Consider the following 26,421-nt stretch of genomic DNA (forward strand, 5'->3'; position numbering starts at 1 on the left):
TATTTTTAATAAAATGGTTCACAGGAAAGACTATTTCTGGGCAGAAAAGAGTCATTATTAATCCTGTGAACCAAAGCTTTTTATATAGACGCTAATTGAATTACTTGTTTTATATTTCCTTTTACAGCTTTTGTTAGCCGAGTGCCGTAATCTTTATCTGCACGATAAAAGAAGCTCAGCATTGTAGTTTTAATCTTTTCATCTTTTACCTGTGCGAGGTCTCCTGAAAGATTATGGATTAAATCCATTTTATCCTGCTCATTAAGGCTTCGATAAAACTCACCAGCTTGATAAAAGTTTCGTTGTTGAGTTATTTCTTTTTGTTGTGTCACTCCTGAAAGAGACATTTGAGTTGTTTTATATTTAGGATTTTCAGATAGGTTTAAATACTGGCTTGGTTCGTAATTAATATCTGAATTTTTCGATTCTGTATTTCCGAAACCGTTTTGGTTGTGATTATTGACTGCAACTTTAGGTTGGTTTATCGGAAGCTGAAATAAATTAGAACCTAATCGATATAATTGGGTATCGGAATAAGCAAACAAACGGCCTTGTAATAAACGGTCTTCAGAAGGTTCGATACCTGGAATTAAATTAGCAGGTGAAAATGCTGATTGTTCTGTTTCTAAAAAGAAGTTATCAGGTATTTTATTTAGCGTCATTGTACCTACCTTTGTTTCAGGTACGTTTAACCACATTTTTGTTGCGTCTAATCCGTTATAATCCAATGAGTTGAGTTCGGTAGGAGATAATACTTTTACAAATAAGTCCCATTTAGGATAATTTCCCTGTTTTATTTGAGAATACAGGTCATTGGTTAAATGATTAAAATCTTTACCTTGGATTTCAATAACTTCATTTGAACGGAGGCTCTTTATACCTTGTTGGCTTTTCCAATGAAATTTAACGTAATTGATCTCACCAGATTGATTAATCCATTTATAAGCATGAACACCAAACCCATCCATTGTTCGGTAGCTTGCAGGTGTTCCAAGATTACTGTAAACCCAACTGAGCATATGGGTACTGCCAGGTTCCTGACTAAAAAAATCAAAGAAACGGTTTGGGTCTTGAATATTAGTGATTGGTGATGGCTTTAATGAGTGAACCATATCTGGAAATTTCATTGAATCACGGATAAAAAACACGGGTAAATTATTACCGACGAGATCCCAGTTACCTTGTTCGGTATAAAATTTGGTAGCAAATCCACGAGGGTCTCTAAGTGTTTCAGGAGAACCTTTTGGATGTATAACAGTTGAAAAACGAACAAATACAGGTGTTTCTTTATCGACTTTATTAAAAGGAGGTGATGCTGTTAGGTGGCTAAAGTCTGCGCTAGATACAAAATTACCGTGTGCTCCGGTGCCACGAGCATGTACAACTCGCTCAGGAATTCTTTCTCGAGCAAAGCGCTGTAGTTTTTGAATAAGATGAACATCTTGCAGCAATACACTTCCATTTTCACCAGCGGTAAGAGAGTTCTGGTTATCACCAATAGGTGCACCATTATCTCGTGTTAATATATCTGCTTGAACAGATGTTGCTGTTGCTAGACTTAATGTTATATATAAAAAGCTCTTTGACATTTGCATGGCAATTCTCCAACGTTTCATCAAACTCCTTTCTGCCCGCCAAAAATATATAATAAAATAAGTATTTAACTTAACTGAAAATAACTATTAATTTAATAGTCAAAACTTATCAAAGTTAAAACGTTAATTTAACCAATGTTCTACATGATTAAAGGTTGTTTTGTTGAATTTAGTAAAAATCCATTTTTATAAAATTGATCTAAAATAAGAAACCAGTGGCTAGTAATTTAACAAAAAACACACAAGTAAAAGTCTAATGTAATTTATCATTATGAAAAGTAAGGTTATTTAATGTTATCAGGTTGGGGTATCGATTAAATCGATGATTCTGATGATATTTCTTCCTTGGAAAGCGTTTTTTTTTCACTCTATCGTGTGCGCATATTCAGATTGCAGGAGAGAATGATGAAAAAAATAGGATTAATAATAGGACTTGGCGTCATTGCCTACCTTGGTACCGTTTATGTAGTTGACTCATCAGATGACGCTCGAAGTCAAAGAAAGCTAGCGAACTCACAAATTAAAGATGACCCTATATCTTCAGCTGCATTTCAAGTATTAACAGAGAATGGGTGTGGTTATTGCCATACTGAAAATAGCGAAATGCCTTTTTATGCCAATCTTCCTATAGCTAAACAATTGATGAAAAAAGACGTAAAAACTGGCTTACGTCATTTTCAATTTGATGAAGTGCTAAGTAGTTTTGAAGAGGGCAATCAAATTTCAGACGTCGCATTGGCTAAGATCAGTGGTGTGTTGAATGATAATTCTATGCCACCAAAAGCCTATTTATCTATGCACTGGCGCTCAAACTTATCCGACGAAGAAAAACAAACGTTACGCACATGGATACAACAGGAACAAACGAATAAACACTCATTGGCTAGTAGTGAATATAAATACGAAGCGATTCAACCGATTAATGAAAATGTAATTGTAGATGAACAAAAAGTGGCACTAGGTGATGCGCTATATCATGATAAACGTCTTTCTGGTGATAACACGGTAGCTTGTTCTAGCTGTCATTCATTATCAACGGGAGGGGTGGATAGATTAACCACATCAACAGGTATTAATGGCTCAAAAGGCCCAATTAATGCACCGACGGTGTTTAACTCATCTTACAATATTCATCAATTCTGGGACGGTCGCGCGAATGATTTGCAAGAACAAGCAGGTGGACCACCGATGAATCCTATTGAGATGGGGTCAACCTCATGGGATCAAATTACAGGCAAACTTGAACTTGATGAAGAGATGAAAGCGACCTTTGCTGCGATTTATCCTGATGGGATCACTGGTGACAACATTACAGATGCGATTGCTGAATTTGAGAAAACCTTGATCACACCAAACAGTCGATTTGACCAATTCTTAAAAGGTGATGCGTTAGCGTTGAATGCGCAAGAGCAACACGGTTATGAATTATTTAAACAAAACAAATGTTCGACTTGTCATGCTGGTCAAGCAATGGGTGGACAAACGTTTGAAGTCATGGGCTTAAAAACGGATTACTTTGGTGAGCGAGGTAATATATCTGAGGTGGATAATGGCCGCTTTAATGTGACTAATAAAGCACATGACATGAATCGTTTTAAAGTGCCCACCTTACGAAATATTGCACTAACTGCACCGTATTTCCATGATGGTAGCGCAGAAACATTAGATGATGCAGTTGCAGCGATGGCGCAATATCAAGTTGGTGTAACTTTATCTCAAACTGAAGTTGAAGATATTAGCGCTTACTTAAAAACTTTAACTGGTGAATATAATGGTGAAATGCTGAATTAGAACAAATACTAATAATAAAAAGGAGATCATATGATCTCCTTTTTTCGTTTTATTGCTGAGCAATATCATTTAAAAATCGCAGGCGTTCTTTTTCTTGTTCTGACATTTGATAGGGCTCATCACTTAAACTTGAAATATCAAAAGATGAAATAGTAAATACGGTTTTCCGACTTGTGCCATAACGCGTTTTCTCTTCTGGAAAATCAGACATTTTTTCAACCGTGATATTTCGTAGTTCAAACTCTGTCACATCATTTTTAAGTACTGAACTGTGTGCTTTTAGTTCAAATACAGCATCACCTTGAGAGAGTTTTTCTTTATTGTTCAAAGAAGCAATCGGCTTTCCATTTTGTTGAAATAAGTTGGCTCTAATTCGGTAGTTACCGGACTCTTTCACTTCAATGTTCAGCGGTAATATCATATCGCTTCCCGCAGAGTAAGGCGGCTCTATTGAGTTAACATAAGCCACTGGATTTGAAAATTGAATATCGGTAGTCAGGGTGTCCTTTCCATCAACAAAAGAGATTACCGCTTTAATTCTAATCTCTTGAGGCCACTCTTTTTGAGGTGAAAACTCAGTAGTTAACTCTTGTGTATATTGAGTTGTGAGGGATTTTCGAGTTTCTGGGTCTAATAACTCATACTCGATATGATCAACCGCGAGATCTGAATTGAGAGTGACGGTAATAGGCTCAGGGTAAGAAAATCGATATTTATCTAAAGAAAGGGAAGCTTTATGAGACCCGTCTAATACGGGGATCTTAACTTCACTGAAGTGATTCGGCTCAAGATAACTTTTATCGTTAGAAAGCAGTGGCGTTGAGTAAGATGGATAAATCATCTCTTCGGCGTAAGCTTTAGATAATAAGGCAAACTGTCTGCTTAGCTCTTGCGGTAAAGCCTTCTGTACCTCATCTTGTTCTTGTAGAGAGATAAGGTCTGTTTTTGTTTGCACGACTTCTTTTTTTAATTGCCTTGCTGAAGCTGCTTTTATTTTTTGGTGAGTTTTTACTGAAGAATGCTCTCCTACCATCGTTTGGGCGGTGCTATCCTGCATTATCCAATGAAAGGTCGCCGCTGAAGTCATCAGCAGCGCACCAATAAATAAAGCGTTTTTATTCATCACAATAAATCACTAACCAGTTCAGACATGCTTTCATTTTTTGAGTTATCAACGTAACGATATGTATTGCCGCTTAACCAATAAGTAGAATCTGTCGTACTTACTTTAATGATTGTACCATCGAGCAATGTTTTTTCTTGGCTTACGGCCGTTACTTTACCTTGATGTTTTGTGCCAATTAATCCGCTATGGCTGTAATTATCCCCCATTAATAGTGGGTAATGATAAGGAATAAAATTAGTCACCGCTTGTGGTTGGTTTTCTATTTTTCCATCAAAAGCGAGAGTTGTTGAGCAACTTGTAAATGAGCCAGATTGACTTGAACCACAAGAAGAATGGCTTGATACCACGCCATCATCTTTACCCGGTAAAAATCCACTGGTTGATCCAAAATAGTCACTGCCTTTACCGACAAAGCGAATGCGAGGAATACGGTTATCAGGTAAAGGGGCTAATTGACGTGCATTGGTAATTTTTAAATCATTAAGTACGCCAGTATTTCCTATACTAGGTGTTTCACCTAACCATAATGACATTGCATATTTTAAGGGGGCATTTAATACGCCACTGCCTTCTGAAATATTAATCGCCATATCACCCAGCTCAGAGCCACCACCTGCACCGGCAAAATCGAAGGTCGCAATAATATTAAGTGGCGTTAACCCTGCATTGATGAGCCAGTTTTCTTGATTGTCTAATAGATAACGAGCAACCAGATCCCCAGTAGAATGAGTGACTAAAATACAGCCATTTTGACAGGTGTTATTTTCAGAAAGAGCTTTTAATTTTGGCCACACATAATCGCTTGAGATCTTTCCTGTGACACGTTCGTGCGAAGGCCAGTCGATACGCTCATCGGCTTTAGCTAGCCAAAAATCTTGCCAGTAGGCTTTTCCATCAGTAATAACCGCATCATGATCGGGCTTGGTTTGAAGTTGACCAGCTTGAAAACCATGAATCAAGATAATGGGATGCTCACCTAGTGCAGCCAAACTAGGAAGAGAAGCTGTCGCTGTTATTAATAGGAATAGACGTGAAAGAAACTTCATAAGAGTTAACTCTTTTTGAGTAATTATATTTATAGAGTAATTGCTCAACTCTTATTTCGCAAATGGAGGTATCGATTGCGTTCTCATTTATGAGGCGGGAAGTGTTGATTGATTATTATTTAATCAACACTAACCTTTTTCTCATGACATATTTCTGAATGTAAATGAAGGGCCTATTTGCAATACCTCCTTACACACCGTAATGGTATCTTTTGCTGTTATTGGGTAAAGTCCGCCCGTCTTTGAATGCAGTTTCGCTGCTATCCATTAACCCATCTTGTTTATACAAGGAGACACATCATGAACACCAGTAAACAGGAACCCCCAAGTTGGTGGTTTAACTATTTTTCTACATGATGATCTGAGGGTGATATGTCTTCAGATCTGGAGACGTATTTATGGAATTTGTACAACAAAAAACGCATACAGAGCATGCACAAAAAAATGATAACCTTCACCATGAAGGACATATTAGTAACCTTGAAACCAGCATAAAAAACGCCTCAATTAGTGTGCTTTATAAAAAGCGCGTATTTTGGTTAGTGCTGCTTGTTTTTGGTAATGTATTTTCAGGGGCGGGTATTGCTTACTTTGAAGAAATTATTACCTCTTATGTCGCGTTGGTTTTTTTCTTACCTTTATTAATTGATAGCGGTGGTAATGCCGGCTCTCAATCTGCAACCTTAATGGTTCGAGCGTTAGCTACCGGTGATGTAAAACCAAATGACTGGGGCAAAATGCTTGGAAGAGAAGTATTTGTTGCTCTAGGGCTTGGTTTGAGTATGGCTGCTGCCGTTTACCTATTAGGGTTATATCGCGGTGGCTATGAAATAGCGATGGTCGTTGGCTTAAGCATGATAGCTATTGTACTTATCGGCAGCTTAATTGGCACGATACTTCCTTTTGGTTTACATAAACTCAATTTAGATCCCGCTTCTGCTAGTGCCCCAATGATAACCTCTATTGCTGATATTTCCGGCGTATTAATTTATTTTGCGATAGCTTCTGCGGTATTAGAGATAGGCTAACCACTCTCTTATTTAAAAACATTCGCTCATTGATGAATGGATTAAAGACACTATAAAGCTCAATGTCATTTGTGATATTGGGCTTTTTGCTTATATAAGAGATTATCGATTACAATCAGGTATCAGCGAGTTATTTATTCTTCGCATTTTTCAAGAAACATACCTTCAATAGATAAAGTCATTTAATGAATAAAAGTGAGTCAGCCTAGTAAAAGGAACATGATGATCTTATTGCTAATAAAGAGACTTTATTCTTGAGTTTAAGAGCCATAAAAATGAATACAGACAATAAACGATTAGTTTCTCAGCAAGTAATTGAAGACGCTTGTGAGTGGGCGATTATGCACGGTGTGGCTTTTCGACAAGCAGATAATACGGCAAGACACTGTCCGTTTAGTATTGCACCAATGACGATTGAGCGTGATGTATATCAGCACTTATTAGCAGTGACCCCATTGATAACTAAGCTTATTCATAATGTCTCTGAAGATCATAATTTTCTACAAACATCATTAAGTAATATGGCAAAAGCCGATCCTTTCTTTGGTTTATTAATGTCACGACATCAACAGTTGCATGGTGATGCAGGTAATAAACTAGTTGCTAAGCGTCAGCCATTATTATTGATGCGAACTGATTTTATGGATGACCGTCAGCACGGCGCAAAAGTCATTGAATTTAATGGTATCGCAGCAGGAATGGGGCCGTTTGGTCAACGTGCTGCAGAGTTTCACTCATTTATGAAAAATCAATGGCCAGAAACGTATGATCAATGGATTGAAGACAGCTCAGCGGTACCAGCAGATAATCATGCCTTAGAGCAATTGGCCTATGGTATTGCAACTACTGCGAGAGCGATTAAAACGGATTTTTCAGACCAAGGTAAACCCACGCTTTTAATGGTGATTCAGAAGAATGAAGATAACGTTTATGACCAACATTTACTTGAAGTTGAGTTGCAGAAACAAGGAATACGCACTGTAAGACGCACCTTTGAGCAGTTAAGTACTCAACTTTCTAGTGGTGAGAATAAGCGCTTACTATTAGAAAATGTCGGTGCAATTGATGTTGTTTATTTACGTGCTGGTTATCAATATGAAGATTATTTCGCACCGGAATTAAATGAACCTGTGTGCTGCCATACATTAAGTCAAATTAGACTGTTTATCGAGCTGCATCATGTCGCCGTGAATGCCACCATCAGTCAGCAATTAGCGACCAGTAAAACAATGCAAATGCTATTAACCATGATGCCAGAAAGTGAATATGCACGTTGGGGACTAACATTAGAAGAGGCTCAATTAGTAAAAAGTGTACTGGCAGAGATGAAGCCTATTAATACCCAAACAATTGATTGGTTTATGACAGAGGCAGACCAAAATCAATGGGTATTAAAAAACCAAGGAGAAGGTGGCGGTCATTGTATCTTTGGTCAGGATATCGCGAGAAAATTAAATCAGTTAGCACCAGAAGAATATGATGCTTGGGCGTTAATGCAACGCTTATATCCACATGAGCGTGATACTCCAACCATTGCTGTGCGTGATGGAGAGCAAACGCTAGTGAACGATTTAGTCAGTGAAATAGGTTTATTTACTGCGTACTATAATGGTAAGCCGGTAACAGAGTTTAATGGTTATGCAGGGTATTTAATTCGCAGTAAGCCAGCCAGTGAAAACGAAGGTGGGATCCACAGCGGTAAAGGAATTTTAGATTCATTGGTGTTAATTGATTAGTAAGGCATAAAAACAAAAAAGCCCAACCTCTTTCGAAGTTGGGCTTTTCCAAACGTTTGGTGGAGCTGGGGGGATTTGAACCCCATCATATACAGTAAAAACAAGCACTTATTTTACTTATCAATTAGTTATAGCGCTGTTAGCTACCATCTAAAGCCATAAACAGCCATGAATGCCGCCATTTAACCGCCATTTTTGGCGAGTGGGTTTAGCTTAATAGCATCTTCTAAGTGAGCTGGTGAAAAGTGTGCATACTTCATTGTGTCAGTGATACTAGCATGACCAAGAATCTGTTGTAATACCAAAATATTCCCCCCATTCATCATAAAATGACTCGCAAACGTGTGACGTAATACGTGTGTTGATTGCCCTTTAGGGAGTTGAACTCCCGTCCGATTTACTGCCATTTTAAAAGACTTAATACAATTGCTAAATAAACGGCCGTTCTTTTTTGGTAGTTCTTCGTAAAGTTCTTTACTGATAGGAACGGTTCTGTGCTTATTGCCTTTTGTATGAGTGAAAGTGATCCGGTGAGGTGTGAGTTGTGTGCCGGTTAATGATTCCGCTTCACCCCAACGACAACCCGTTGATATGCATATTTTAGAAATTAAGTACGCATCAAAGTTGCGGCACTTTTCTAATTCATCAAAAACAAGTGTGATCTCTTCGCTTGTTAAAAACCCCATTTCAGGTTGTTTGTATTTTAATGCCCTCAGTTCTGCGAGTGGATTATTGTAGTTCCATTCACCAAGGCGTTTTAATTCATTAAATAATGCGTTGAGATAAGTTTGATCATTATTGGCTGTTTTGATTGAAACGGTTTCAATACGCAGCTGGCGATACTTTGAAAAATCGCTGGCGGTAATCTCTCTTGCAATTGGATTTTTCATCATAAGAGACATGGCAAGCAGTTTGTTTTTTCTTTTTGGTCCGTCACTTAATGCTTGGCCGTGTAAGCCATACCACAATTCTATTAATTCATTGAGTGTACGGTTATCGTCTTTGGCTGGCATCCACGGTTTTTGAATAGATTCCGTTTGCGTAAATTGTTCAAAGCGTTTCGCTTCGCTTTGGGTAGCAAAGGTTTTTCTGATGCGTTTTTTATTCGGTAGGTAAATCTCAACAAGATACTTGCCGTTTGGTTGTTTTCTTATAGACATAATTTAATCTTAAAGTTTGAATTGCATCTCTTAGTAGAAACAACGAATTGTTTCAATATGGTTAGTTGGTTTGACGTTATGGTCATTATGTCGCATAATCTAAATGCAAACTTAAACAACAGATCGGAATTGTTGTTCAATGTTTTAGTTTTATTATCGGTAATCTAGCCTTTGTGGAGGTTATCATATGAAATGGTTTAAGAGTGATATCATGGGTAAAATGCTACGTAAGTTATTAGGTATTCCTGAGCTTCAAGGAATGATGAAAAAATCTGAGCTAAAGGTAACAATGCCTGATAAAGACACTATTGTTGTAGATATGAGCTCTTTAAGCTCAAGTAAAGTTGCGCAAGCTCAAATGAAAGCAGCGCAAGAAATTTATACTTAATAAAAAACGACATGTTCACTATATAAAGAGATGCTTGGGCATCTCTTTTTTATTGGGAGTTATAATTAATGCTTAGAGCAACATCATTGATTCTTATTCTTGCAATTTGTTTAATAGGCTATTTTTTATTAGACCGCTTACCTAATCGTAGGCATATACTTAGAGATGGTAGCGGGTACCATACGTTCTTCTCATCTGCAGCGGCGGGTTTAGTGTTAATGGTGCCAGCACTGCTGTTGTATGTATTGGCTGATTGTATCTTTACGAGCTTAAGTTGGTATTTTTCTTTAGGTGATATCATCCTTAATGATGTGCTTAAGTCTGAATCAACTGAAAGTACCGTCATATTATTTGACATGATGGCGTTTGCTTTCATTCTTAGTTTTGTTATTCCTTACATTGCCACACGAGGCGATAATGAGTATTTCTTTGAAAGTTTTGCGGATTATGGTGATAGTCCTGAGTTCACTGATTTGCTCTTGCGATCGACAAGAAAAGGGCTACCTATTTTATTTACTATGAGTGATAGAAAAGTATATATCGGTTATGCAAGAGAGATTCACGCTCAACATTTTACAGATATAAATATCATTCCAGTATTTGCGGGCTATCGAGATAAAAATACCCTTAAGCTTGTATTAACAACGCCTTATCGAAATGTGATTGAACAATTAAAAACGACGGATAAAGATACGCCAGGATTATTTACAATTACGCTTCCGGTTAAAGAAATTACCCATGCGCATATGCATAGTTTTGAGCATTATAAAAACTTTCAAGAGGCCGAAGGGCATGTTGAAGAATATTTAAAAAGTATCTAAATTAAAAAAAGCCTCCAGTTTGGAGGCTTTTTTGTATTCTATTAATATAAAACAATTTCATTTAAGAGATAACCACACCAACAATTGTGCAATTTCCATTAATAGGAATGTTCGGGGTTATCCAGTCAGGGTCGGTGGCTTGTTTAAAGAAATACTTCGCCAGATTTAACATCACAAATATTATTTATACGGTCTGCTCTAAACGTTCGAGCGTGCTCTCTTAGTAAGCAATGAGCTTTTATATATGGTGTATTTTCTTTACTTAACTGAATTGAATTTATTACGATGTGTCTATTACTCACCATTCCTGAACTATCTTCATAGCCCATAGCATACTCTTTTCCATTTTTTAGGTGCTTTAAAAAAGCATATGATGGTGTGTAGTCTGATTCTGTTAAAAATCTTGGTTGTGATTTTGTTGTTTTAATCGTGGATTTTTGTTCTTCTACAAAGTCACAGAAATCTGACAGAAGTGAGAATAATTCAAGTGATTCACTTTCATCTAACTCCTTATCATCTAAAGCTTGTTCAGCTGCGATGTAAAGTTTTTCTGTTCTGTAATCGTCTTTAGATTCAGGATAGCGTTGAAGCCAATTGCGTAGTTTTTCTGCTTCTTTTAGGTCAACTTTATCATCGTTTAATATGTCTAGAGCTAGTTTATACAGGTAAGTAACTCTTCGTGATGTTAATGTTTCAGTCCCTTTTATATCTCGTGTTTTAGGGGTAGAGCTTGTAGTAGTGATATTTCCATCGTAGGTAAATTTATTTAGCAAGCCAAGTAATGCGGCTTTAGGATTTTTGAATGTCCACAGGCTCAGGGTTAGTGTGGATAAGGTAAGGCTAGTGAAAAGATTAACGAGTAATCCAAAAATAGTTTTAGAACTCAATAGATCATCATTAAACATAAAACCTATAGCTAAAACTAAAAAACATAAGGCAAAGAAACCCGTAACAATAGAGAGTAACTTAGCTAGAAATTTCATTCCAATATCCTAAAACAATTTCATTGAAGAGATAACCACACCCACTATTGTGCAATTTCCATTAATCGGAATGATCGGGGTTGGCCAGTCAGGGTTGGCGGCTTGTAAAAATTTCTTACCATCTTCAATGATAAGCTGCTTGAATGTGGCTTGGTTCTCGTCATCTAAACGCGCAACCACATACTTGCCATTAACTGCTTCTACATCAGGGTCAACAAAAATCAATTCCCCTTCTCTAAAAACAGGATTCATGCTTTTACCAACCACTTTTAATAGAAACGTATTTTTACTGCAGCGCACCGGGCACGGATAATAATCCGCATCGTGCAAATCGGTTAAATGAATGTCGTTCCACCCACCCGCTTGCACCCAAGAAATAACCGGATAAGAGCCTTGTGGTTTTAATGCCACAGAAACCACCGTTGTTTCTTGTTCTTGTTTTGCAGGTTCGGGAGATCCTTGGCCTGTTAAAAGCCAATTCACATCACATTTTAAGGCTTTGGCTAAGAGAGTTACGTACATTCCTTTCGGTGTAGTTTCTCCTTTTTCCCATAGCGAAACAGAAACACGGCTAACGCCGACAGCCTTTGCAATATCTGCCTGGGTTAAGCCTAGTTCTTTTCTTCTTTTTAAAATATTTGCGTCACTCATGTAAGAAATCTTACCAGTAAGTAAGTAAAGTTTTATTTTTATTTGACGTAAGTTTGTTTACATTTGTAATTTTCATAGTTATTATTGCGAAAGTTAAGTTTCGTAGTAAGGAAAAGTTATCATGAAGAAAAGTGAAGCTATTGAACATTTCGGTTCAGTTACAGAGCTAGCTAAAAAGTTAAATGTTACTACCCAGTCGATATCTCAGTGGGGGAATGAAATTCCTCTTCGTCGCGCTTTTGAAATTGAGCGCATTACCAACGGTGCATTAAAAGCCGATTTCACACCAAACCAAGATCACGCCTAGAGGTGAATCATGAGCATGACATTAGCGATTGATGTTCCGATGCTGAGCATTCCTGAATACGCAAGACGCTCCGGTACCACCGTTGAGTCAGTAAAAAAGCAATGTGATAAAGGGCATTTACCTTTTATTCAAAACGAGCCACGCGGTACTCGTTACATCAACATGGTGCAGCTCATGAAACGCTGCGAAGAAGCCAACGCTGCAAAGCCTTGGAACTAGGGGAATTATGACAAATGGATTTCGAAAGCAAAATGGGCGCTTTTTGCGGCGCTGCCCAATCAAATTACGATGATGCTTGTGTGGCGTTCTCTGCAGCAAACAAATGCGCACCAATAGAGCGTGAAACAGGCGTTAAAAAATTAGCGGATAAATTAAACCCTGAACAGCCGCATAAGCTGTCAGTAATGGATGTAAAGCTAATCACAAGAGCATCGGGTGATTACACTATTGTGAATAGCTTGCTTTATTCGTTGGATATGGTCGCGGTTGCAGTAGATAAAAACGGCGAGCCAGAAACCTTTGTTAAACGAACATTAGATAATTCAATTTACGCCGGAGAGCTGGCGCAAGAAGCATTAAAACACGCAGGCCAAAAACGTATGACTGGCCGCAGCAAGAACACCATTGTTAAAAAAGCGCATACCGCTATCGGTAACTTGATTTTACTGATTAACGACATGGAAGGCCGCACACCAAATGCGAGTTCGTTCCTTTCAATGGGTATGGATCTTCTTTCATCTGGCGTGACAGTGCCAGGTTTAGCGTAAGGGTTTAGTTATGAGTCAGTTAGCACACGTAGCCCCACATACACCAAGCGCAATGGAAAGCATTGCAGCAGCAAAAGCGTTGTTTACAAAAGATCATAAACGTAAGCAGTTGAAAATTGTATTCAACTCATTTGATAAACAAGGCCGTGGCCTAATTTGCATTGCGGGTGGTTTATCGTCTCATGATTGCTTTCGTAATTTTGAAGATTTTAACGATATTGAGTTGCAAAAAATTCGTCGTGGTATGCAGGTTCTTCAAGGTATTACTAAGCGCATTTACACCAAAGTCGGTGACGTGAACAAGCTCAAGCCAAGTCACTTTACCCTTTAAATTCAAATACTGTGTTCTTTAGCCTCTGAATAGGGGGCTTTTTTTGTACCTAAATTTTGTTTATTGCATGGGAGCAATGAAATGAGTGAATTAAAAACAGCAGAGCAGTTTTATCAAGCATCACTGGAACACCTTAATAAAGCGAATGAACTGCATGAAAAAATGGAAGCTACAGAAAGAAAAACGGTAGCGTTATTCTCTCGTTTTATTGATGGCACAAAACCTGTTTCTGGCGATGTTGAACTTGCTGCGAAAGATAATCTTAAAGCTATCCAACAGCGCGATGTGTTAGCGGTGATTAATTCAATTACAGCAATGGCGTTAGATATGCCAAAACCGTTATACATGGGACTTAATATTGACACAATATCTTTAAGTCTTTGTGTTTGGTGTGACTCTTCTTGTACGCACCACCTATTGAACTCGATTATTTTTTTTAGTCACGATGGTTTTCTAGAAAACGCAATTCAATTAGAAAGCAACCTTGCTGAAATAATCATTAATGCAAAAGACAACGCAGAGGTAACGGCATGAGTGTTATTTCTGTGTATCAATCTGATCTTGAATTTGCTTTGCGCGGTGCAGGTTTTACCTCTCGAAAAATCAACATGTTTTTAAAAGCCTTCAACAAAGAAACAGTCTCACAAGGTGTGGTTTGTTCACTTGATTCACAACGCGCAATGCTTGTGAATGTTAACGGCACAGAGCAAGGTTTATGTCTTTCTGATTTTATCACCGCTTGGTGGTCGTTTTGGGTTGTGGTTTTTAATACCACTGAAAACCCAGATTTAGAGCAGCAATCACTTGGTGCTATTCGTGCCCTTTTCTTTATTTCCTCTTCGTGCCGTTCTGTTGCTCAGCAATCAATGATGCAGCAATGGTGGCGTGATTATGAGCCAGAACACGGTTCGCCAATGTTGGAGTCAATCTAATGAGTAAAGATAAGTTCTTAGCAAAAATGTCAATTGCGTTTATGCAGAACCACGGCGTTGCACCAACCGAAAGCCAATTAGATGGTTGGTTAGAGCTATATGAACAAATGACGTTGCGCTGCAAAGTGTCTTTTCCTGAATGATGTTTTTTGTAGCGGTGATTTTGAACAGTGGCGGTGGTGTAGTTCGTGATGCCAAAACTGACGAAATTAAAATTAAAGAGTTAGGCGAGTTTGAATCAAAAGAACTCGCTATTGATAACGCTTGCGCTCAATTGAAGTGCGAGCACATCACCAAAGGTGTGATCGTTCGTGGCAATCACACAGGCGGTTTTATGATTTGCGATACACAGGAGTTTGCAGAGTTATGAGTATTATCACTAAAGCAAAAGCAATCATGATTAACGATCGTTACTTCTATGATTTTGGCAAAAAAGGACAAGTACTAACGGCTTGGTCTTTTGGTGGTGCAAAGTTATTCATGGGTAGCTATACCATGGAGCCAGTGCTTAAAAAGTTAGATGAAAAACGTAAGAAATACCAAGTTGTTGATGTGGTAGTAAATCAGCCGTCTGGCTTACCAGTAAAAGAACTCTATAAGTATAATTCTAGCTTAAGTCGAACGATGTCAAATCTTAGCAATATAGGGGGAAAAATTGGTTTTGAGCGTGCAGCTTTAGATATTTGTCAGCTTACCTCAGGTACTATCGCGTTAGCAAAAGAACACCCGAAGTATGCTGCAAAAATTTCGGAACTGGTAGTTGGTAATAAGGATTTATGCTTTTTTGATTATTACCATAAGGGGGAACCGCTTTGTGTTCGATTAAACTCTTATAAAGAACGCAAATCATTACAAAATAATGTTGATTTTGCTTACGACGTTCCATTCTGATGACTAAGCTAACTTTCACCCCTCAAGAACAACGTGCTGCCACTAAAGCTTGCTTAAGCTTTGGTGGTTTGTGCGTATTCCCTCAAAAACCAAAAGCGATTCAAGCGCCTTATTCTCATGCAAGCTTTGAAACACCAGAGCCTGAGAACATGACAGTTATCGAGCGTAATTTATATGCGGTTGATACTGTTGACCATGAATGGCGTAAGCAATTCTTTGCTGATTTACCTAGTTACCTAAGTAAATATTTTGCTGATCGCTACATTGCTATTTTCAAGAAAAAAGGCCGTACACAGGCAAATACTTACCTACGTGAAAGAATGGGTGGCGAACTGCAACGTCGCGTAAGTCTAGTGCTGTATCGTTACCGCCAACTACCAACGTATAACAAAATTAAATTGATGAGCGAAGATGAAGACGTTGATCAATGTGATTTTGATGCTGCGCCAAAACAAGGTCAATTAGCGTTTGATCTAGAAAAAGTAGAAATCAAAAAGCCTAAGTCACGTCTGCTTGCTGAAATGGAGTTGGACGAGTTAAAAGACATGGCGTTTAAAATATCTCAAATCATGAACCGCCGTTTTAATCTGCTAAATAAAAAATACGCAGGCGAAACAGACCAAGAAATAAACGAAGGTTTACTTAATATTTATGACGAGCTGGCAGAGTTAACGTTATCTTTTGGCTTTGCTGCGCCTTGCACAAAGAAAAATCCAAAAACCAGAATAGCCCAAGATGTTTACGGCGATATTTTCCGTATGTTGGATGAGAAGTTTTGGTTAACGAACATTAAAAAAGCAAGAAAGATAATGCGTGAGCACTTGGCCATTGCGATGGGTCAGGTGTCTAAACGCGCCTCTGCATATTGCTCTTATGATTGCGTTCGTGAGCACAAAGAACAGCAAAGGAAGAATTGGGAATACATTCAAAACCAAATCTTGGTTGATGAAGAAACCCAAGAAGAATGCAACATGGAAGACATGGTGTTAAAAAGCGTGTCTAACCCTGCTATTCGTCGTCATGAGTTAATGACTCGCACGCGTGGCTGTGAAAACATCGCCGAAGAAATGGAGCTATGCGGTTTATTCTTAACATTAACCGCACCAGGTAAATATCATAATAGTTACCAACGTGGCGGTTTTATTGAGCACTGGAATGGCTCAAGCCCTCGTGATGCACAAGTGTATTTAAACGGAGTTTGGTCACGTATTCGCGCTAAGCTAGGCCGTGAAGAGTTTCGTTGGTTTGGTATTCGTGTTGCAGAGCCGCATCACGATGGCACACCACACTGGCATTTACTTCTATGGTGCAAGCCAGAAGAAAAAGAAGCCATTACTAAAATATTTATTGATTACGCAACAAAAGAAGACAAGCACGAGCTAATGAAAAAAGGCGTGTTTGATTATTCTGCACGTTGTGACATTAAAGCTATCGACTCAGAGCAAGGTTCAGCAACGGGCTATATTGCCAAGTACATTTCTAAAAACATTGACGGCTATAAAATGGATGATGAAGTTTCAGACGAAACGGATAAACCAATTAAAGACATGGCTAAAAATGTAACCGCGTGGAAAAGTCGCTGGTGTATTCGTCAATTTCAATTTATTGGTGGCGCACCGGTTACCACTTACCGCGAACTTCGTCGTTTAGCAAATCTTGATAAAGCGTCATACATGGATTTCTTACACAGTCAAAAACGTGAAGAGTTATTGACTGTGTACCGTGACATGACAGCTAACGATATGGGCCCACACCTACCAAACATCATGTTAACCAAACCAGTCATTATGAAGCGTTTGGGTGATGCGTATAAACCAACTATTAAGCACGAGAACAACAGCGTAGTTGCAACGATGCAATCAGCCGACGAAGGTAATTGGCAAGGTTACATCATGGGTCAAGGTGGTCCATTTGTTAAACGCGCTCAGTTAATGGTTCGTAACGCTTATGAAGAACTGCCGTTTTCGTCTCGCTACTCTGAAACCATTCGTAAGATAGAAGGTATTTTTGCGGCGGGTGAGTTTATTAAAACTCGCGTAAGAAAGTGGACAATTCAAAGCAAACCTAAAGTTGAAACTGAACTTGAAGCGGGGGCTCTTGCTCTTGATGGCAGCGCAGCTGCTCCTTGGAGTTCTGTCAATAACTGTACGGACGATATCCAAAAGGATCGTCAAGGACAGGTGAGCGATAAGCTATCTACTTTGTTAACACCTTTAGGTAAAACACCAGAATCCCTTGATGAACATGCACTTAATGCCTTTATGAAGGGCAGCACTTTAAACCTTCATGATGGTAGAAGAGTGAAATTACGCTCAGGTTATGTGGATATGGACGGCAACGTTCGTCAACCTGAGCTAATTGAAATAACAAAAGAGCCAGAAAACCTAAGTTGGCTTGATTTTAAAGGTTGGCCAGACGCGCCAACCGACACCAATTCTAATGAATATCAACAACCAGACCTTTCAATCTTCCCAGACTGCGATTTTGGTGATGATGACTGGCCGTTAGTGTGAGGAAAATACATGGAAATAATCCACCGTTCTGACGGAACGATAGAAATCGACAAAAAAAGATATTCATTCAAAGAAGACATGTACGTTCGCCGCGTTCGCTTTGTTCCAAAAAATAATGACGGTTGGGGAGTATCAAAAGATGTGAATTACACCACCAATTTCAATACCGAGTTTTTAGATGCTTTTGTTGAAGAAGCAAAACGATTTTTATAAGGAAATTATTATGCAAACTTTGAAATTCAATGATACAGAATATAGCCGTGTATTTTGCGGTAAGTCTTGCACTATAAGACTTGGAAATAAAACGAGTAATTATACGCTTGGTATCGCAAAGCTTGAAAACGTTGATTCATACGAGCAGTGCGGCAATTATGGCGTAGATATACATACAATAACATTCACCAAGATTTCACACGTAACAGAGGGGATGATTGATGGTGAATTGGTAATTAATATCAACCAACTATTAGAGAGATTAAGTGGTATTTATAATTGTGAAATTAATAGTGATTCATTCGTTACAGTAATTCAATTTGATAAACCATTTGAATTAAAAGAACAGCAAATACATAAGAAAGAAGAAGATAAAATTATCATCCCGTCTGACCTAAACGACGAAGAATATAAAGATTTTTTAGATGTAAACTTTGAACAATGTCCACAGTGCGCCGAGTATTTACATGATGATGAATATACGCATGATTGCGAAATAAAGCCAAAAATAGGCGGGTTGTTTTATAAGCCAAAAGAGCATGACGGTAGCACTATATCAGAAGCTCATTGTGAAGACTGAGAGAATAAATAAAGATAATTAACTCAAGCTTATGCGTTAAGTAAATGTTTAGCTTAACGCATAACGAAAATAAAATAGGATTTCAAATGAACCATTCACTATCAAAATTATTTTGCACATCCGTTTTGATCTCATGTGCCATTACATCCGCTTATTTAACGTACCTTTACATGAACGAGCTGGGCGCAGCCATCGGTGTTGCGGTTATTTTTTCATTGATAGGCATCACGCTTGATTTAGTGAAAACCATCACGCCAACATTTATCCCAACGGTTGCAAAACAAAACCCATTAATTGCTGTTTTACTGGTTTCCCTTACTGGCGTTCTGATAGTTATCAGCACCATTGCTTCAATATCTGCGATAGAAAAGGGTGCAGATAACATGGCCGTATCGACAAAACAAAACCTAGCAATTACAGAACAAATAAAACTAAAACAGCAGCAGCTTGCAAATTTGCAGCAACTATCTGATGAGCAACTTCGCATAAATTACGCGACACCCGCGGCAGCAACTGCAGTAATGATCTCAAGTGTAACGGATGACTTAAACGCACTTTATGAAGCGCAATCAAGTGTAAAAAGCACCTCAATGTTGCGTGAATACGATGCGACAATCACATTAATTATTGCGGTGACAATAGAAGTGGTTTCGGTAGTAATGGCACTCACTTTACACTCATTAAATACACTTGAAGTAAGTGTAAAAAGTGTATCAAACCCAGTAAATACAAGGGTTGAGCCACCAAGTGAAAAGCAAGTGATTCAAAGTGTAATGCCAAGTGTTGAAGTGTATAAAACGCCTGAAATGCAGTTTGCAGCAAGTGTTATGGATGATGTGAAAGAGGCGATTTTGTCAGGCGCAGTGAAACCAAGCCAACGCGCATTAAAAGCGGCGTTTAACCTGCAACAAGAGCAAATCAAAATTATTCTAAATGCATTACATGAGCAAGATGTATTAGAGCCATGGAACAACGGCGGGTTCAGAGTGAAAGCTTGATGAAAAAGCATATTGATTATTGCAGTGAAGTCGATTCTTGTTTTTTGCTCAAGTTAAATAAAGAAGCCTGGCAAGAAGTGAAAACGGAGGTATTTCGCTTGGCATCTGGTGATGTTTTACAAATTGGAGATTGCTTTACACAATTAGGTTCAAGGGGGTCGGCTGGTAATCAGCCGATCATTCTTACACGGCCTTGGGTTCAGAGATATATTGGTAAGTTGTTAGTTGATGATGACGTTATTGGCTTCCCTCCATCTTATCGAGGTCGTTTTATGATTTTATTTGAGGCAATCAATATGGCAGATATAACAGAGGGTTTTGTATCAAAAAAGAAGAGTGCCGACACATATAGCCGCAAAGATGGATATGCAATGGCTTATCTTGATACTGGAGATGGGAAGTTATTTCATATTCGTTCTAGTGGGTCATCTTCTATTTGTCAGTGTGATTCTTTGAAAAGAATAACTGTGCCGGTTGATACTTTGTAAGAGTAAGGAAATTATTTTATGTTAATAACATGCCCAACTTGTTTGACTAAAACGCGCATTGCTACATCGCGCTCTATCTCTCCAGAAACACGCGAGTTATATTGCCAATGCTTAAATTTAAACTGCGGAAGAGTATTTGTTGCTCATACATCATTTTCACATTTTATTGAGCCGACAGGCAATAAACCGAGCGCAGAACTGCAGCCAGAGTTGTGCAAAAATGCGAATCAAATGGATATTTTTGATAGTGCATTTGCGTGAAAAACTATTTAACGACACAAACAAACCCAAATATAGAGCGGTCAGCCGTGGCCGCTTTAATCCAAATATCTTCATAAATTCAATAAAACCAAAAAACGCAAGAAAACGATCTTAAAGGATCTCTAAAACGATCAGCTAGAACCCCATTTTATTCAAATCAAACAAATACTTGTGTTTAATAGAGTTGCATAATTTTTTTGCGGTTATTTTTCGTTTTATTGTAGTGCTGAATTTTAGTGCGGAGGGGAGGGTGAGCCGACGGAAGCCCTCGGCACCCATCCAGGCGAGAAAATTTCAGGTATTGCATAAACGGAATGATCGTATGTTTGGTTGATGAAGTGAGTCGTGTATGTGGGAAAGAAAATATGAACAAGGGCGCTGGAACGGCCTAGAGTTAAATATACTGACTACATCGCTGGATGGCGGTAAGCGACTGCAGGTTAGTGATATTCCTTATGCTGAATTACCATTAATCAAAGTGATGGGCAGCAAAGCAAATAATATTGATCTCGAAGTGATTTTTGTTGGAGTTAATTCATTAGTTGATTCCAATGCACTGATTAATAGTTTAAGCAAAACACCCAAAGGGGAATTAGAGCATCCATGGCTTGGTGAACTTCCTCTTGTATTCGATACCTACTCACAACAAATCACAACAAAACGCGGTGTTGTCACGCTGTCACTTACTTTTGTGCGAGATGGAAAGAAGCCTGTTCTTATCCGCACCATTACCACGACAACCAATACCACTCTGCAGCAAGCGAGTGAAGTAGATAACGTATCAAGCAAAACGTTTATTCAAGATGTTGAAAGCATGGATATCTCAGAGATAAGCAGTCTTCAACAAGATTTCACGCAATGCGTTAATGCCTTGGTGGGTATTGCAAGTAAATTAAGCGTGCCTAGCCAGATGTTGTCGGCATTAAATCAAGAATTAAACAGCGCGTTTATGGCTATTTCAAGTATTGCTAATGCGCCAGGACAATTTGCAGAGCAGCTCAGTAAAACAATAGACAGTATCGCAAGTGCTGTGCGTTCTGAGCCAAATTCAAAGAATGAAGCGGTAGATAATTCACGTACTGCACAAAAGACAATGCTATCCGCTGTTAATCCAAACACGCCAACCGCACATTACAATGTTAAAATGGTGACTGCAGCGGTAAAGATGAGTAAGGACATTGCCGTATTAGAACAAGACGATGCCTTTGATATTGCTGCAACAGTAAGCGAGCCATCATCTACAACTGAAATCACATCAAATAAGCAAGCATTAACGATCATGAGTGACTTGGCAACGCTATCAAAAGAAGTGGCATCACGAGTAGATGAAGTGACCGATGGTTCAACGCTTGAAAGCATTGAGCTGTATCACTCGTTAATTGCATTAAAAGAAGGCATTGATAATCAATACAACAAAGTGAAAAAAGGCAGTGAGCCACAAAGCTATGTTGATCAAGTTCGGCCGCTTCCGGCGTTGGTGTTAGCTCATCAATCCGATAGTAATGAAAAAATGGTGACGGCACTTAATCCATCAATGCACCCTCTTTTTTTGCACGGTACCGTAGCAATGAGGGTGAGTGAATGAGTCAGTTAACGTTATTAATTGATAGTAAGCCCGTTGTTTTTTTTAATGCTAGTTTAACGTTTTCTATTGAACAGCTTGCTCATACGTTTAACTGCAGTATTGAGCCAATGCAGATAGATAAACCATTGCCCGTCATGTTTAAGTTGGGAAGTACAAGCATATTAACCGGACAGATAGATCGGGTCGGAACATCAACCGCAAGCAGTGAATATTCAATGGCAATCAGTGGGCGTTCAAAGAGTGCCAATATGATTGATTCAAAAATCACAATGGATGCAGAGTACGGCCAGCCGCTTGATGAATTACTGCGTTCTATCGCTAAAGATTTCGGTTTAAGCGTGAATTGCTTGGTTGATTCATCAAAGTTAAAACCAATCTCAGAGTTTCAAATAAACGCAGAATCTCCGGTTGATAATTTTGCTCAACTCATTAAAGAGCAGGGTTTTATTCTTATTGAGCGCAATGGCGTATTAACGATAGAAAACCCAGCGCATGCAGTGATAGATGGCGTTACGTTAGAAGTGGGTAAAAACATTGAATCCCTGGCGATAGATAGAAATTTTGCAGAGCAGTTTTATCACATTGAAGTCCAAGGACAGTGGGACGATGCTCATGCTGTGATCACGTATGCCCCAGCTAACACGCAAAGAAGAACCGTAATTATTTCTGATCAACTGCAAAGTGCTGAGTCGTGTAAATCAAGAGCGGAATACGAGCGTGATCTCGCAATAGCAAAAGGGCTTACCGCATCAACATCATTACCTGCTTTGTTTATTGAGTTAACTGGCCGAGCAATTAACAGAACGCTGAGAGTAGTTGATAAAAAACAGAATTTTAATGAAATGCTGCTAGTTAAGTCATTAAGCCTGTCGGTGTCTGAAAGCAGTGCTGAAACGAAAATTGAATTATTCCGACCGTTCAAAGAGGTATCTCATGTTTAGCCGTTTAATGAGTCGAATTAAGAATATGGTGGCAATTGGTACCGTCACTGGTTCGTCGACAAAAGTATTACAGATTCAAACATCAACAGGCAAAACCAATGATCGTATTAAACGGCTGCATGACTATGGTTTTATGAGTCACCCAAAGGTCGGTTCTCGTGCGTACAACTTATTTCTTGGCGGTGTAATGAGTCGCGGTTTTTCATTTTGCGTTGAAGATGAACGTTATGAAATGGAGCTGGCCGAAGGTGAAGTGGCGATGTTGGACGATAAAGGGAATCTGGTTCATTTTACTAAGAATGGCATATCCATCACATCACTTGGTTCGGTTGAAGTGAATGCAAAAAAAGACGTAACGGTAACGGCCGAAGGCAATATTTTTGCGGATGGGAAAAAGATTAAATTAAATGACGGCTCAGGTGTTATTACTTGTGAAAGTATTTGTCCTTTTACTGGCTCCCCTCATGTCGATGGTTCATCAACTGTATTAGCAGGAAAATAATAATGGCATTAAGTAAGGATTCATTAAAATCCAAAATAGTAAAAGAAATGAATGGCAAAGGGATGGTTACTGAGGGCGAGTTTGCTAAAGCCGCGGATTTGGCTGAGGCTATCGCTAATGCTGTTATTGATGAAATAACAAGTAACGCAATGGTTATTGTTGATAAAGGCAGTTCAGCCGGAGCATATAAAGTGTCATGAGTCATTTTAATTTAAACGCATTGACGGCCCCAATGAACACGAAAGAAGGGTTAACTCATGCCGTGCTTCAAAGTGTATTGAATCATTCCGAATCAACAGCAAATGATCGCGCGAGAATGGATAGCGCAGAACGTGGCGGATGTTGGAGTGATGAATTTGTTGACGGTGTCGGTTCACGAGATTGGACATTAAAACGTGAAAAATTGACCGAGCAAACGGCAGGAAGAGCGAAGCGATTTTACGAAGAAGCGCTGGCTTGGTTAGTGAATGACAATCACGTTAAAACGGTAACGGTAAATGTTGTTAAGTTATCAGCCACTAAGCTTGGTAGAACCGTGATATTAACGTTAAACGATGGCTCAAAAATAGAGGTTAAGCCATGAGTACGCAGAGAAGTTTAAAGTCATTAATTGATAGAGCGACATCGACGCTTATTGCAAAAACAGGGCAACATAACCCAGCGATTGATGCGATAGCATGTGCAATTGCAGGTGTGAGCTATGGACAATACGGTTATCAAGATCAATTGTTCCGAGAGTTGCACCCTGAAACGTGTTCAGAAGCGTGGTTGTATCTGCATGCTAAGCGTCATAAGACCGAGCGCTTATTGCCAACATTTTCGACGGGCTTTATTCGATTTGAGCAGCTTGGTGATCCTGTCGTTATTCCAAAAGGTACGATAGTAAAAAGTATTACTGGCAATGAGTATGAAACGCTGTCAACTCAATATAGCAATGAAGATATTGACGCAATGGCATTGATGTCTGGTTCAGCAAGTAATTTACCCAGTGGTGCAATACTTAAACTGACAAAAGGCATTGGTGGTGTAAATCCTGATAATGTTATTTGTCTTGGTTTTGATGCCGGTTCTGATATTGAAGAGTTAGAACATTGGCGCCAACGAGTATGCACAGCATTTAATAAAGGGGAAGAAATCGGTCGTCGAGAAGATTACGTGAGCTGGGCAAAGTCCGCACATACCGATGTTGATTTTGCATGGGCATTAGATAACACACCGATGGTTGGCCATGTTCAAGTGTACATCGGGACAAAAGAGAATGATCCTACGTTATCGCCTGAGGTTATTTCTATCGTTCAAGAATTTATTGATAAAGAACGGTTGGCGGGTTGTCACCCTAGTGTTGTTATTCCTTCTCATAAACCGATCCCAATTGAAATTCAAAATGTTCATGATGAAGTGGTGAGAGCAAACATTGTCATTGCATTAGAGAATTTATTTAAAAGCAAAATGGGCGCAAGAAACACGGCTGCAAATGAGTATGTTCCTGAGTCTATTACGCCGACTGAAATTGTTCTGGCCATAGCTCCAATTACATCTAATTACATCGTGAAGCAACCAACTGAAGAGCAGTTTGTTACTAATACTCAAGTTCATACGTTGGGGGCCATAACATGGACAGCGCTGAATTAACTGTTGAGTACACAGAAGAAGATTTTGCCAATGCCATTCGCGCGTTCTTGCCGAAGGGAGAGTATTGGCAAGAGGCAGATAACAAAGAGCTGACAAATGTCATTCTTGGCATGGCTGCAGATTTCAAACTGACAAATGATGAAATTCAACTGTCGTTGTTAACGGATTTTTCGGCAAAGTTGTTCGGCTGGAAATTAAGTGATTATCAAGCGTTGCTTGTGGGCATTGCGGGCGATGATTCGGGGACCGTCTTTGATGATGAAGATAAACCGAATTTTATTTATGTGTCATTAAGTCCTGATGTTCGCAGCGAAGAAGCCTGGTTTGAGTTTGAAAAAGTGCGCTTGCCACACACATCTATTGAATGGCTTTACAACGCAACAATTAACGTACAAACGCAAATAGCCAATGCTCGGCATATTCGCAATGTTCATAAATACGAGGTAACTCAATGAGTTTATTAATTACCGATGCTGGCATTGCAGCCGCAACCGCTGCAGGTGATTTGGGTGTCAGTTATAAAATTGCTTATATCAGTGTTGGTACAGAGGGGTATATTCCTACCGCAGGCCAAACCGCGCTAAAAAATGAAGTCGCGCGAGAGCCTTTAAGTCGTGGCGCAGATATGGGGCAAGGGCAATTGCATGGTGAAGCAGTTTTTGCTGGAAAAGATGAATTTGAAGGTAAAGAACTTGGGTATCACCTAGAAGATGGAACTCTTTTTGCTGTTGATAGCCGAAATGGTGAAGTGATATCTATTAAGCGCAAAAACTCAGTTGTAACAGAAGCGTTCGAATTAAATCTGTCAGCCTCAAGCGTTGCCAACATTACAGTTGAAATCATGGGGGCACCTTATGCGACAGAGATTGTTGCAGGTATTGCGAAAATTGCTACGCATGAACAAGTGGCTAGTGGTGATAATGATAGCAATTTTATTACGCCGTTGAAGTTGGCTGTTGAAGTTGATGGGGCATCGAGAAAACTAGGTGCTATCAAATCAAATGGTCTTATTGCATTCTCACCGAATGTGATTTCAAAATCAGAAGTTATACCAGACAACATGAACGCCACCATCATCGGCCCTAAGATAACTATCGCTAGCGGCGTTAGTGTCACGGTCGGTCAGAACTCAACACTTACTATATAGAAAGGATG

General features: G+C 39.0%; 34 protein-coding genes. 28 read left to right on the forward strand and 6 right to left on the reverse strand.

Features of this window, described 5'->3' with window-relative positions; all coding sequences use genetic code 11:
- Positions 1 to 80: 80 nt before the first annotated feature.
- Positions 81 to 1,595 carry a catalase gene (locus tag PVK71_RS00375; protein ID WP_274417565.1) on the reverse strand — a complete coding sequence of 505 codons (1,515 nt, stop codon included), beginning with the start codon at positions 1,593 to 1,595 and terminating at the stop codon, positions 81 to 83.
- Between the two features lie 405 nt (positions 1,596 to 2,000).
- On the opposite strand from PVK71_RS00375, the gene PVK71_RS00380 reads away from it, so the two are divergent.
- On the forward strand, positions 2,001 to 3,386 hold the full coding sequence (locus tag PVK71_RS00380) for a cytochrome-c peroxidase (protein WP_274417564.1): 1,386 nt from the start codon (positions 2,001 to 2,003) through the stop codon (positions 3,384 to 3,386).
- A gap of 49 nt (positions 3,387 to 3,435) precedes the next feature.
- Here PVK71_RS00380 and PVK71_RS00385 read toward each other — a convergent pair whose 3' ends face one another.
- Together PVK71_RS00385 and PVK71_RS00390 are read right to left on the reverse strand one after the other, a co-directional pair.
- Positions 3,436 to 4,509, reverse strand: coding sequence for a hypothetical protein (locus PVK71_RS00385; protein WP_274417562.1), 1,074 nt, complete (start codon positions 4,507 to 4,509; stop codon positions 3,436 to 3,438).
- Positions 4,509 to 5,558, reverse strand: a complete 1,050-nt coding sequence (locus tag PVK71_RS00390) for a hypothetical protein (RefSeq protein WP_274417487.1) — start codon at positions 5,556 to 5,558, stop codon at positions 4,509 to 4,511. Before PVK71_RS00390 ends, PVK71_RS00385 begins: the two co-directional genes overlap by 1 nt.
- Before the next feature lie 398 nt (positions 5,559 to 5,956).
- Here PVK71_RS00390 and PVK71_RS00395 point away from each other — a divergent pair, with 398 nt between their 5' ends.
- Positions 5,957 to 6,586 (forward strand): magnesium transporter, encoded by a 630-nt coding sequence (locus PVK71_RS00395; RefSeq protein WP_274417486.1) that lies wholly within the window; start codon positions 5,957 to 5,959, stop codon positions 6,584 to 6,586.
- Between the two features lie 275 nt (positions 6,587 to 6,861).
- Entirely contained in the window at positions 6,862 to 8,322 is a 1,461-nt protein-coding gene (locus PVK71_RS00400) for a glutathione synthase (RefSeq protein ID WP_274417485.1), read from the forward strand.
- Between the two features lie 182 nt (positions 8,323 to 8,504).
- On the opposite strand, the gene PVK71_RS00405 is transcribed toward PVK71_RS00400, so the two are convergent.
- Entirely contained in the window at positions 8,505 to 9,482 is a 978-nt protein-coding gene (locus tag PVK71_RS00405; protein ID WP_274417484.1) for a phage integrase, read from the reverse strand.
- Positions 9,483 to 9,669: 187 nt separating this feature from the next.
- On the opposite strand from PVK71_RS00405, the gene PVK71_RS00410 reads away from it, so the two are divergent.
- Positions 9,670 to 9,870 carry a hypothetical protein gene (locus PVK71_RS00410; protein WP_274417483.1) on the forward strand — a complete coding sequence of 67 codons (201 nt, stop codon included), beginning with the start codon at positions 9,670 to 9,672 and terminating at the stop codon, positions 9,868 to 9,870.
- Positions 9,871 to 9,938: 68 nt separating this feature from the next.
- On the forward strand, positions 9,939 to 10,691 hold the full coding sequence (locus PVK71_RS00415) for a hypothetical protein (protein ID WP_274417482.1): 753 nt from the start codon (positions 9,939 to 9,941) through the stop codon (positions 10,689 to 10,691).
- Positions 10,692 to 10,834: 143 nt separating this feature from the next.
- On the opposite strand, the gene PVK71_RS00420 is transcribed toward PVK71_RS00415, so the two are convergent.
- Positions 10,835 to 11,674: a hypothetical protein gene (locus PVK71_RS00420; protein WP_274417481.1), complete on the reverse strand. Its 840-nt coding sequence runs from the start codon at positions 11,672 to 11,674 to the stop codon at positions 10,835 to 10,837.
- Between the two features lie 9 nt (positions 11,675 to 11,683).
- Positions 11,684 to 12,325 carry a LexA family protein gene (locus PVK71_RS00425; RefSeq protein ID WP_274417480.1) on the reverse strand — a complete coding sequence of 214 codons (642 nt, stop codon included), beginning with the start codon at positions 12,323 to 12,325 and terminating at the stop codon, positions 11,684 to 11,686.
- Between the two features lie 121 nt (positions 12,326 to 12,446).
- On the opposite strand from PVK71_RS00425, the gene PVK71_RS00430 reads away from it, so the two are divergent.
- The 23 genes from PVK71_RS00430 to PVK71_RS00540 all read left to right on the forward strand — a co-directional run bounded on the left by PVK71_RS00430 (position 12,447) and on the right by PVK71_RS00540 (position 26,413).
- Positions 12,447 to 12,632, forward strand: coding sequence for a Cro/CI family transcriptional regulator (locus PVK71_RS00430; protein ID WP_274417479.1), 186 nt, complete (start codon positions 12,447 to 12,449; stop codon positions 12,630 to 12,632).
- 9 nt (positions 12,633 to 12,641) lie between these two features.
- A complete protein-coding gene (locus PVK71_RS00435) occupies positions 12,642 to 12,851 on the forward strand; it encodes a hypothetical protein (RefSeq protein WP_047863476.1) in 210 nt (69 codons plus the stop codon).
- A gap of 14 nt (positions 12,852 to 12,865) precedes the next feature.
- Positions 12,866 to 13,399, forward strand: a complete 534-nt coding sequence (locus PVK71_RS00440) for a phage regulatory CII family protein (protein WP_274417478.1) — start codon at positions 12,866 to 12,868, stop codon at positions 13,397 to 13,399.
- A 10-nt stretch (positions 13,400 to 13,409) separates the two neighbouring features.
- Positions 13,410 to 13,730, forward strand: a complete 321-nt coding sequence (locus PVK71_RS00445) for a hypothetical protein (protein ID WP_274417477.1) — start codon at positions 13,410 to 13,412, stop codon at positions 13,728 to 13,730.
- 81 nt (positions 13,731 to 13,811) lie between these two features.
- A complete protein-coding gene (locus tag PVK71_RS00450) occupies positions 13,812 to 14,264 on the forward strand; it encodes a hypothetical protein (protein ID WP_274417476.1) in 453 nt (150 codons plus the stop codon).
- The gene (locus PVK71_RS00455; protein WP_274417475.1) at positions 14,261 to 14,662 is read left to right on the forward strand and encodes a hypothetical protein; all 402 of its coding nucleotides are present in this window, start codon (positions 14,261 to 14,263) and stop codon (positions 14,660 to 14,662) included. Before PVK71_RS00450 ends, PVK71_RS00455 begins: the two co-directional genes overlap by 4 nt.
- Positions 14,662 to 14,805, forward strand: a complete 144-nt coding sequence (locus tag PVK71_RS00460) for a hypothetical protein (RefSeq protein WP_274417474.1) — start codon at positions 14,662 to 14,664, stop codon at positions 14,803 to 14,805. The genes PVK71_RS00455 and PVK71_RS00460 overlap by 1 nt, the downstream gene beginning before the upstream one ends.
- Entirely contained in the window at positions 14,802 to 15,032 is a 231-nt protein-coding gene (locus PVK71_RS00465; RefSeq protein ID WP_274417473.1) for a hypothetical protein, read from the forward strand. Before PVK71_RS00460 ends, PVK71_RS00465 begins: the two co-directional genes overlap by 4 nt.
- Complete coding sequence (locus PVK71_RS00470) at positions 15,029 to 15,553, forward strand: hypothetical protein (RefSeq protein ID WP_274417472.1); 525 nt, start codon at positions 15,029 to 15,031, stop codon at positions 15,551 to 15,553. The genes PVK71_RS00465 and PVK71_RS00470 overlap by 4 nt, the downstream gene beginning before the upstream one ends.
- Positions 15,553 to 18,066, forward strand: coding sequence for a replication endonuclease (locus PVK71_RS00475; protein ID WP_274417471.1), 2,514 nt, complete (start codon positions 15,553 to 15,555; stop codon positions 18,064 to 18,066). Before PVK71_RS00470 ends, PVK71_RS00475 begins: the two co-directional genes overlap by 1 nt.
- Before the next feature lie 9 nt (positions 18,067 to 18,075).
- Positions 18,076 to 18,279, forward strand: coding sequence for a hypothetical protein (locus tag PVK71_RS00480; protein ID WP_274417470.1), 204 nt, complete (start codon positions 18,076 to 18,078; stop codon positions 18,277 to 18,279).
- Positions 18,280 to 18,289: 10 nt separating this feature from the next.
- Positions 18,290 to 18,859, forward strand: a complete 570-nt coding sequence (locus PVK71_RS00485; RefSeq protein ID WP_274417469.1) for a hypothetical protein — start codon at positions 18,290 to 18,292, stop codon at positions 18,857 to 18,859.
- Positions 18,860 to 18,945: 86 nt separating this feature from the next.
- Positions 18,946 to 19,857, forward strand: coding sequence for a hypothetical protein (locus PVK71_RS00490; RefSeq protein WP_274417468.1), 912 nt, complete (start codon positions 18,946 to 18,948; stop codon positions 19,855 to 19,857).
- Entirely contained in the window at positions 19,857 to 20,345 is a 489-nt protein-coding gene (locus tag PVK71_RS00495; RefSeq protein ID WP_274417467.1) for a hypothetical protein, read from the forward strand. Before PVK71_RS00490 ends, PVK71_RS00495 begins: the two co-directional genes overlap by 1 nt.
- Before the next feature lie 18 nt (positions 20,346 to 20,363).
- On the forward strand, positions 20,364 to 20,606 hold the full coding sequence (locus PVK71_RS00500; protein ID WP_274417466.1) for an ogr/Delta-like zinc finger family protein: 243 nt from the start codon (positions 20,364 to 20,366) through the stop codon (positions 20,604 to 20,606).
- Positions 20,607 to 20,955: 349 nt separating this feature from the next.
- Positions 20,956 to 22,191 carry a DNA circularization N-terminal domain-containing protein gene (locus PVK71_RS00505; RefSeq protein ID WP_274417465.1) on the forward strand — a complete coding sequence of 412 codons (1,236 nt, stop codon included), beginning with the start codon at positions 20,956 to 20,958 and terminating at the stop codon, positions 22,189 to 22,191.
- Positions 22,188 to 23,132, forward strand: coding sequence for a tail protein (locus PVK71_RS00510; RefSeq protein WP_011262489.1), 945 nt, complete (start codon positions 22,188 to 22,190; stop codon positions 23,130 to 23,132). The genes PVK71_RS00505 and PVK71_RS00510 overlap by 4 nt, the downstream gene beginning before the upstream one ends.
- Positions 23,125 to 23,634 (forward strand): phage baseplate assembly protein domain-containing protein, encoded by a 510-nt coding sequence (locus PVK71_RS00515; RefSeq protein WP_274417464.1) that lies wholly within the window; start codon positions 23,125 to 23,127, stop codon positions 23,632 to 23,634. The genes PVK71_RS00510 and PVK71_RS00515 overlap by 8 nt, the downstream gene beginning before the upstream one ends.
- 2 nt (positions 23,635 to 23,636) lie before the next feature.
- The gene (locus PVK71_RS00520) at positions 23,637 to 23,834 is read left to right on the forward strand and encodes a hypothetical protein (RefSeq protein ID WP_274417463.1); all 198 of its coding nucleotides are present in this window, start codon (positions 23,637 to 23,639) and stop codon (positions 23,832 to 23,834) included.
- A complete protein-coding gene (locus tag PVK71_RS00525) occupies positions 23,831 to 24,217 on the forward strand; it encodes a phage GP46 family protein (protein WP_274417462.1) in 387 nt (128 codons plus the stop codon). Before PVK71_RS00520 ends, PVK71_RS00525 begins: the two co-directional genes overlap by 4 nt.
- Positions 24,214 to 25,266, forward strand: coding sequence for a baseplate J/gp47 family protein (locus PVK71_RS00530; RefSeq protein ID WP_274417461.1), 1,053 nt, complete (start codon positions 24,214 to 24,216; stop codon positions 25,264 to 25,266). The genes PVK71_RS00525 and PVK71_RS00530 overlap by 4 nt, the downstream gene beginning before the upstream one ends.
- Positions 25,248 to 25,721: a hypothetical protein gene (locus tag PVK71_RS00535; protein WP_047863479.1), complete on the forward strand. Its 474-nt coding sequence runs from the start codon at positions 25,248 to 25,250 to the stop codon at positions 25,719 to 25,721. Before PVK71_RS00530 ends, PVK71_RS00535 begins: the two co-directional genes overlap by 19 nt.
- Positions 25,718 to 26,413 carry a phage tail-collar fiber domain-containing protein gene (locus PVK71_RS00540; RefSeq protein ID WP_274417460.1) on the forward strand — a complete coding sequence of 232 codons (696 nt, stop codon included), beginning with the start codon at positions 25,718 to 25,720 and terminating at the stop codon, positions 26,411 to 26,413. The genes PVK71_RS00535 and PVK71_RS00540 overlap by 4 nt, the downstream gene beginning before the upstream one ends.
- Positions 26,414 to 26,421: the final 8 nt, after the last annotated feature.

The organism is Aliivibrio sp. S4MY1 (assembly GCF_028765545.1).
Classification (GTDB): Bacteria; Pseudomonadota; Gammaproteobacteria; order Enterobacterales; family Vibrionaceae; genus Aliivibrio.

Bases quoted from the DNA above. Each gene is read 5' to 3' on its own strand.
- PVK71_RS00430 (WP_274417479.1), top strand. From the start codon at position 12,447: ATGAAGAAAAGTGAAGCTATTGAACATTTCGGTTCAGTTACAGAGCTA.
- PVK71_RS00530 (WP_274417461.1), top strand. From the start codon at position 24,214: ATGAGTACGCAGAGAAGTTTAAAGTCATTAATTGATAGAGCGACATCG.
- PVK71_RS00395 (WP_274417486.1), top strand. From the start codon at position 5,957: ATGGAATTTGTACAACAAAAAACGCATACAGAGCATGCACAAAAAAAT.
- PVK71_RS00475 (WP_274417471.1), top strand. From the start codon at position 15,553: ATGACTAAGCTAACTTTCACCCCTCAAGAACAACGTGCTGCCACTAAA.
- PVK71_RS00415 (WP_274417482.1), top strand. From the start codon at position 9,939: ATGCTTAGAGCAACATCATTGATTCTTATTCTTGCAATTTGTTTAATA.
- PVK71_RS00375 (WP_274417565.1), bottom strand. From the start codon at position 1,595: ATGCAAATGTCAAAGAGCTTTTTATATATAACATTAAGTCTAGCAACA.
- PVK71_RS00425 (WP_274417480.1), bottom strand. From the start codon at position 12,325: ATGAGTGACGCAAATATTTTAAAAAGAAGAAAAGAACTAGGCTTAACC.
- PVK71_RS00460 (WP_274417474.1), top strand. From the start codon at position 14,662: ATGAGTAAAGATAAGTTCTTAGCAAAAATGTCAATTGCGTTTATGCAG.
- PVK71_RS00510 (WP_011262489.1), top strand. From the start codon at position 22,188: ATGAGTCAGTTAACGTTATTAATTGATAGTAAGCCCGTTGTTTTTTTT.
- PVK71_RS00480 (WP_274417470.1), top strand. From the start codon at position 18,076: ATGGAAATAATCCACCGTTCTGACGGAACGATAGAAATCGACAAAAAA.
- PVK71_RS00450 (WP_274417476.1), top strand. From the start codon at position 13,812: ATGAGTGAATTAAAAACAGCAGAGCAGTTTTATCAAGCATCACTGGAA.
- PVK71_RS00405 (WP_274417484.1), bottom strand. From the start codon at position 9,482: ATGTCTATAAGAAAACAACCAAACGGCAAGTATCTTGTTGAGATTTAC.
- PVK71_RS00455 (WP_274417475.1), top strand. From the start codon at position 14,261: ATGAGTGTTATTTCTGTGTATCAATCTGATCTTGAATTTGCTTTGCGC.
- PVK71_RS00440 (WP_274417478.1), top strand. From the start codon at position 12,866: ATGGATTTCGAAAGCAAAATGGGCGCTTTTTGCGGCGCTGCCCAATCA.
- PVK71_RS00465 (WP_274417473.1), top strand. From the start codon at position 14,802: ATGATGTTTTTTGTAGCGGTGATTTTGAACAGTGGCGGTGGTGTAGTT.
- PVK71_RS00525 (WP_274417462.1), top strand. From the start codon at position 23,831: ATGAGTCATTTTAATTTAAACGCATTGACGGCCCCAATGAACACGAAA.
- PVK71_RS00420 (WP_274417481.1), bottom strand. From the start codon at position 11,674: ATGAAATTTCTAGCTAAGTTACTCTCTATTGTTACGGGTTTCTTTGCC.
- PVK71_RS00410 (WP_274417483.1), top strand. From the start codon at position 9,670: ATGAAATGGTTTAAGAGTGATATCATGGGTAAAATGCTACGTAAGTTA.
- PVK71_RS00400 (WP_274417485.1), top strand. From the start codon at position 6,862: ATGAATACAGACAATAAACGATTAGTTTCTCAGCAAGTAATTGAAGAC.
- PVK71_RS00380 (WP_274417564.1), top strand. From the start codon at position 2,001: ATGAAAAAAATAGGATTAATAATAGGACTTGGCGTCATTGCCTACCTT.
- PVK71_RS00390 (WP_274417487.1), bottom strand. From the start codon at position 5,558: ATGAAGTTTCTTTCACGTCTATTCCTATTAATAACAGCGACAGCTTCT.
- PVK71_RS00520 (WP_274417463.1), top strand. From the start codon at position 23,637: ATGGCATTAAGTAAGGATTCATTAAAATCCAAAATAGTAAAAGAAATG.
- PVK71_RS00490 (WP_274417468.1), top strand. From the start codon at position 18,946: ATGAACCATTCACTATCAAAATTATTTTGCACATCCGTTTTGATCTCA.
- PVK71_RS00540 (WP_274417460.1), top strand. From the start codon at position 25,718: ATGAGTTTATTAATTACCGATGCTGGCATTGCAGCCGCAACCGCTGCA.
- PVK71_RS00470 (WP_274417472.1), top strand. From the start codon at position 15,029: ATGAGTATTATCACTAAAGCAAAAGCAATCATGATTAACGATCGTTAC.
- PVK71_RS00495 (WP_274417467.1), top strand. From the start codon at position 19,857: ATGAAAAAGCATATTGATTATTGCAGTGAAGTCGATTCTTGTTTTTTG.
- PVK71_RS00445 (WP_274417477.1), top strand. From the start codon at position 13,410: ATGAGTCAGTTAGCACACGTAGCCCCACATACACCAAGCGCAATGGAA.
- PVK71_RS00500 (WP_274417466.1), top strand. From the start codon at position 20,364: ATGTTAATAACATGCCCAACTTGTTTGACTAAAACGCGCATTGCTACA.
- PVK71_RS00435 (WP_047863476.1), top strand. From the start codon at position 12,642: ATGAGCATGACATTAGCGATTGATGTTCCGATGCTGAGCATTCCTGAA.
- PVK71_RS00505 (WP_274417465.1), top strand. From the start codon at position 20,956: ATGTGGGAAAGAAAATATGAACAAGGGCGCTGGAACGGCCTAGAGTTA.
- PVK71_RS00535 (WP_047863479.1), top strand. From the start codon at position 25,248: ATGGACAGCGCTGAATTAACTGTTGAGTACACAGAAGAAGATTTTGCC.
- PVK71_RS00485 (WP_274417469.1), top strand. From the start codon at position 18,290: ATGCAAACTTTGAAATTCAATGATACAGAATATAGCCGTGTATTTTGC.
- PVK71_RS00385 (WP_274417562.1), bottom strand. From the start codon at position 4,509: ATGAATAAAAACGCTTTATTTATTGGTGCGCTGCTGATGACTTCAGCG.
- PVK71_RS00515 (WP_274417464.1), top strand. From the start codon at position 23,125: ATGTTTAGCCGTTTAATGAGTCGAATTAAGAATATGGTGGCAATTGGT.